Source organism: Azovibrio sp., assembly GCF_049658005.1.
In the GTDB taxonomy this organism is placed as follows: Bacteria; Pseudomonadota; Gammaproteobacteria; order Burkholderiales; family Rhodocyclaceae; genus Azovibrio.
The window spans coordinates 1-5,657 of record NZ_JBASOH010000121.1 but is presented as its reverse complement, the minus strand read 5'-3'; the positions used below and the strand labels follow the sequence as shown (position 1 = coordinate 5,657).

Here is a 5,657-nt window from a genome sequence, read left to right as displayed (position 1 = left end):
CCCTGAATTGCCCCTGAATTGCCCCTGAATTGCCCCTGAATTGCCCCTGAATTGCCCCTGAATTGCCCCTGAAGTGCCCCTGAATTGCCCTTGAAGCGCAGGACCGGTCAAGTCGCCTGGCGGCGGCGGAACACCCAGGTCTTCCCGTCGCTTGCCGCCGCCTCGAAAGCATAGCCATCGAGGTCGAAATCCTTCAGCGCTTCCGGCTCGTCGATACGGTTCTGGATCGCGTAGCGGGCCATGCGGCCCCGGGCGCGCTTGGCATAAAAGCTGATGATCTTGTATTGACCGCCCTTCCAGTCCTCGAACACGGGCTGGATGATGGGAAGATCCAGGGTCCTGGCGCGCACCGCCTTGAAGTATTCCTCCGAAGCGAGGTTCACCAAAACCGGACTGCCGGAAGCCTCGGTGGCGGCCCGCACCGCATCGCGCAGCCGCTCGCCCCACCAGGCATAAAGATCCTTGCCGCGGGAGTTGGCGAGTTTCGTCCCCATTTCGAGCCGGTAGGGCTGGATCAGGTCGAGCGGTCGCAAAAGGCCATGAAGGCCCGAGAGAATGCCGAGGTGGGCCTGCGCCCATTCCAGGTCGGCCGCTTCCAGATGGGCGGCATCCAGGCCTTCATAAACGTCGCCATTAAAGGCCAGCACGGCCTGCCTGGCGTTCTCCGGGGTGAAAGGGAGCGCCCACTCGGCGTAGCGGGTCACATTGAGCACCGCCAGCTTGTCGCTCAGGTCCATGAGTTCGGCCACCTCGGCCGGGGAAAGCTCGCGCAGGCGCTCGATCAGGGCGGCGGATTCCGACAGCCAGTCCGGCAGGGTATGCGGCAGATCAACAGGAACGGGATTTTCAAAATCCAGCGATTTGGCGGGGGAAACAAGCATGAACATGTAGATGACTCCTTCGATCCGGGCAGCTGATTTTAGCGGTTCACCACTTTCGGCGATAATGCGGCCTCAGGAAACCGGAAAGCCAAGCTCATGGAACAGCAAATTCGCAGTCTCGCAGAGGGAGAGCAGGACCCTCTGATCCTGCTGGCCGGGCTGGTGAATCAACTGCGCCCCAGGAACCCGGAAGACATCGCATCCGCCACGGCCCGCATCCAGTCCCTGACCCTCAGGCTGGAGGCGGATCCGGAACTGCGCCAGCAGGTGCGCGATGCCATCGATACGCTGTTCTCCACCCGCAAGGCGGGCTCCCTTTATGCATCCCTGGGCATCTTGCCCATCACCGGTTTCTTCTCCGAAACCTGGCGGCGCATCACCCACACCCTGCTCCCCGACGTGCAGCAGCCCGACGAATATCTGGGCGACATGCTGCTCACCCTGTTTGACCGCAAGACCGACGAAATCTGGGTCGGCGGGGTGGAAGAAGCCGTCTGGACCACGCTGCTGAAGAGCCTGCACTTTGATGAGGAGGCCGACCCCAAGACCCTGCCCGGCGGCTTGCCCACCATGCTGCACAGCCTGTGGCTGCTGTCCTACCGCATGACGGTGATCGGCTTCGAGCCGGAACTGCTGCGCCTCGACCCCGCTTTGTCCCGCACCGACTCCCCCTTTTTGGCCCAGAACCTGGAAACGCGTGCTTTCGTGGAGTGCTGCCTGCACCGCTGGGATGACCCGGATGCGGTGAGCGAGGACGAAAAACAGTTGCTGGTGCTGTTCGACCAGTGCCGCGCCGCCGTGGAACGCCTGCACCGCCGCTCGGCCCAGGCCGGCACCAGCCTGCAGCTGACCTACAAGCTGCAGTGCCTGCGCGACCACATCAACCGGGGTGAGCAACTGGCCACGATTGCCGGAGATCTGCAGCGCGACCGCAGCGGCCGCACCGCCTATCCTGCCATCATCGCCCTGTTCAAGACCCTGGTGTTCGCGTCCTGCCGCAAGAACGACCTGCGCACCCTCTGGCAACAGAACCTGGAAATCACCGCCCGGCGGATCACCGAATATGCCGGCAAGGCGGGTGAGCACTACATCACTGAAAGCCGCAAGGAATACTTCAGCATGGCGCGGGCGGCCATGGGGGCCGGCGTCTTCATTGCCGCCATGGCCATGGTCAAGCTGGCCATGCACCATGTGCATCTGGCCCCCCTGAACGAGATGCTGGCCTACGGCCTCAACTACGGGCTGGGCTTCATGCTGATCTACATGATGGGCCTCACCGTGGCCACCAAGCAGCCGGCCATGACCGCCAATGCCCTGGCCGCCTCGATCGGTGAATCCCGGGGCAAGGTGCGGGACCTGGACAATCTGATCACCCTGATCGCCCGCACCACACGCAGCCAGCTCATCGCCATCCTGGGGAACGTGTCTGTCGCCATTCCCTCTGCCATTGCCATCAGCTTCCTGATCGCCCTGCTCACCGGGCAGCAGGGCATCAGCCCGAAAGAAGCGGAACAACTCCTGGCCGGGCACCACCCCTTTGCCAGCGGCGCCCTGTTCTATGCCGGAGTGGCCGGGGTCTGCCTGTTCCTCTCGGGCCTGATCGCCGGCTATTTCGACAACCTGGCGATCTACAACCGCATTCCCCAGCGCATCAAGCAACTGCAATGGCCGCGCCGTTTCTTCGGAGCCGAGCGGCTGGAGAGCTTTGCCGATTATGTCGAACGCCACATGGGTGCCCTGGCCGGCAACTTCATCTTCGGCATGATGCTGGGCAGCGCCTGGGGCATCGGCATGCTGCTGGGGCTGCCCATCGACATCCGCCACGTTGCCTTCTCTTCCGCCTATCTCGGTTATGCCGCTGCCGCCTACGACTTCGCCCCGCCCCTGGCCCCCTTCCTCTGGGCCTGCGTCGGCGTGGCCGGCATCGGCCTGGTCAACCTGGGCGTCAGTTTCGCCCTGGCCCTGTTCGTAGCCCTGCGCGCCCGGGGCGTCACCTTCTCCCAGGGCCGGCAATTGATGCAGGGGCTGAGCCGCCGTCTGCTCACCCAGCCCCGGGATTTCTTCCTGCCGCCCAAAAAACAGACTGACGACTTGGTACAATAGCCGGCTTTTCCCACCAAGGAAGAACCATGAACCGTGCCCGTTTCGGCGCCCGCGACCGAGTCTCCCGTGACGCAGCAGAGTTGCAGCGCCTGGCCATCGGCCTTTCCGAATCCTGCTGCAAGCTGGAAGACAACTACTGGGAGGTCCGCCTGGCCGACCTGGTGAAAGGCCTGATCCAGTCCGGTGCCGAGGATGAGCTGACCCAGGCCATGGACCGCCTGTTCGAATCCCATCCCCGGGCCCACGACGAGCTGGCCTCGATGGTCGAAGCCATGACCGAATCCGACACCCTGGAACTCGCCGGGCAGAAATACGACATCCAGCTTTTTGCCGCCCCCATCCTGGCCTGGTCGCGCTACACCATCCCCGCCGGCCCCCTGGGCGCAAACAGCCTGACCCCCCTCGCAGTGCAACTCGGGGCCCATGTTTTTGCCCAGGACACCCGCCTCACCCTGGTAGACTTCCTGTTCAGCCCCGACCAGTTGCCGCGCAGCTTCCACGACACCTGGCTGCTGACCAGGACCCTGGGCGAACAAGCCATGCGCCATGAAAACCTGCACCTCGACACCCGGGACCTGCCGGAGACCACCCGCTTCCTCTCCGACGTGCGTTACCTGATCGGCGTCGTCGCCGCCCCCCAGGGCGGCCCGCTGTTCCGCTGGAACGAGGCCGACGCCAGCAGGGAAAGCACGCTCGCCGCCTGGATCAAGCAGGGCAGCCCCAATCTCGCCCCTTTGCTCACGGGCTGCGCCTATGAGCCGCTTTTACCCAATGCCTATCACAACGCCTGCCGTCAGGCCGACCAGGAATCGCGCGCCTATGCAGTCAAGGCCTCGGTCGCCTTCCTGCAGACCACGCTCGGCCTCTTGCCCGAAGAAATGCGGGCCGTGGTCGCCCCCTGCTACGACCAGCGCCTGGAGGAATACCGGATCGGCCTTTCCCCCCGCGACCAGGACAATACCGTGTTCCACGGCGTGGTCTGGGCCCTGCTCGGGGACGAAACCGAGCAGACCGACGTGGCCGGGGAGATCGACGCCACCTTGCGCCAGTGCGGCATCAAGGACATCGTCAGCCTCGAACACCGGCTGCCCATGGAATTTTGCGACGATTGCGGCGCCCCCTTCTTTCCCAATACCGAAGGAGAACTGGTCCATGCGGAAATGCCCGAGCAGGCCGACACGGTGCCGCAGACCCTGCATTGAGCCTAGCCTTGTCGCCAATCCCATCCCTTTGCCGATCCATTTACCGATCCCTCTGACCATCCCTTTGCCCATCCATCAGCCCAACCATCAGCCCAACCATCAGCCCAACCATCAGCCAACCCTCAGCCAACCCATCGCCAGGGCGCCGATGGCGTCAACGGGCAAAACCCGGCCTCTGCCGCGCCGCGCCTTTGTATCGAGCCGTCGCGCCTCACCTTGACACCATGCACGCCATGAACAATCAAGACTGGCTCGCCCGCAGCCTCGCCGCTGTCTGGCACCCCTGCACCCAGATGCAGCACCACCACAGCCAGGGCCCCATGGCCCTGCCCCTCGTCCCCATCGCCCGGGGTGCCGGGGCCTGGCTCTTCGATTTCGACGGCAAGCGCTACCTGGACGGCATCAGCTCCTGGTGGACCAATCTGTTCGGCCACGCCAACCCGCGCATCAACGCCGCCTTGAAGGAGCAGCTGGAAAGCCTGGAGCATGTGATGCTGGCGGGCTTCACCCACCCGCCGGTGGTGGAACTGTCGGAGCGCCTCTCGGCCCTCACCGGCGGCCACCTGGGCCACGCCTTCTACGCTTCCGACGGCGCCTCCGCCACGGAAATCGCCTTGAAGATGAGCTTTCATTACTGGCAGAACCGGGGCCGGCCGCAGAAGAACCGCTTCCTCTGCCTCAAAGGCAGCTACCACGGGGAAACCGTGGGGGCCCTGGCGGTCACCGACGTGGCCCTGTTCAAGGACGCCTACGCCCCCCTGGTACGCCAGGCCGACACCGTGATGTGCCCCGATTCCCGCCGCGCCGAACCCGGAGAAACCGCCATCGATGTAGCCCGGCGCGCCGCCGCCGCCCTTGAAGCCAAACTGGAAGCCGAAGGGGAGCACATCGCCGCCCTCATCGTCGAACCCCTGGTCCAGGGCGCTGCCGGCATGGTCATGTACGACCCGGAATACCTGCGCCTCGCCCGGCAACTCTGCGATCGCTACGAAGTGCATCTGATCTGCGACGAAATCGCCGTGGGCTGCGGCCGCACCGGCACCTTCTTCGCGCACGAGCAGGCCGGCATCAAACCGGACCTCCTTTGCCTCTCGAAAGGCATTTCCGGCGGCTATCTGCCCCTTGCCATCGTGCTTGGCACCGATGCGATCTACGCCGCCTTCTACGACGAAGCCACCCAGCGCGGCTTTCTCCACTCCCATTCCTACACCGGCAATCCGCTCGCCTGCCGCGCCGCCCTCGCCACCCTGGACCTCTTCGAGGCAGACCAGGTGCTCATCGCCAACCAAGCAAGAGCCGCCCAGATCAAGGCCGCCTTCGCCCCCCTGGCCGGCCATCCCCGGGTGCGCCACCTGCGCCAGCAGGGCATGATCCTGGCCATCGATGTGGACAGTAGCGACCCCGCCTTCTCCCGCCGCTTCTACCGCGCCGCCCTGGCGCAAGAAGCCCTGGTGCGCCCCATGGGCAACAC

At 64.7% G+C, this 5,657-nt stretch carries 4 protein-coding genes; 3 read left to right on the top strand and 1 reads right to left on the bottom strand.

The annotated features are described in order from the left end of the window. Positions 1-107: 107 nt before the first annotated feature. On the bottom strand, positions 108-887 hold the full coding sequence (gene yaaA / locus WBH99_RS11530) for a peroxide stress protein YaaA (RefSeq protein ID WP_424220242.1): 780 nt from the start codon (positions 885-887) through the stop codon (positions 108-110). A 90-nt stretch (positions 888-977) separates the two neighbouring features. On the opposite strand from yaaA, the gene WBH99_RS11525 reads away from it, so the two are divergent. The 3 genes from WBH99_RS11525 to bioA all read left to right on the top strand — a co-directional run. Continuing rightward, the gene (locus WBH99_RS11525) at positions 978-2,984 is read left to right on the top strand and encodes a site-specific recombinase (protein WP_424220241.1); all 2,007 of its coding nucleotides are present in this window, start codon (positions 978-980) and stop codon (positions 2,982-2,984) included. Positions 2,985-3,010: 26 nt separating this feature from the next. Further along, complete coding sequence (locus tag WBH99_RS11520) at positions 3,011-4,186, top strand: DUF2863 family protein (protein ID WP_424220240.1); 1,176 nt, start codon at positions 3,011-3,013, stop codon at positions 4,184-4,186. Between the two features lie 224 nt (positions 4,187-4,410). Beyond that, a partial coding sequence (bioA, locus tag WBH99_RS11515; protein WP_424220239.1) for an adenosylmethionine--8-amino-7-oxononanoate transaminase occupies positions 4,411-5,657 on the top strand: 1,247 nt, incomplete at its 3' end.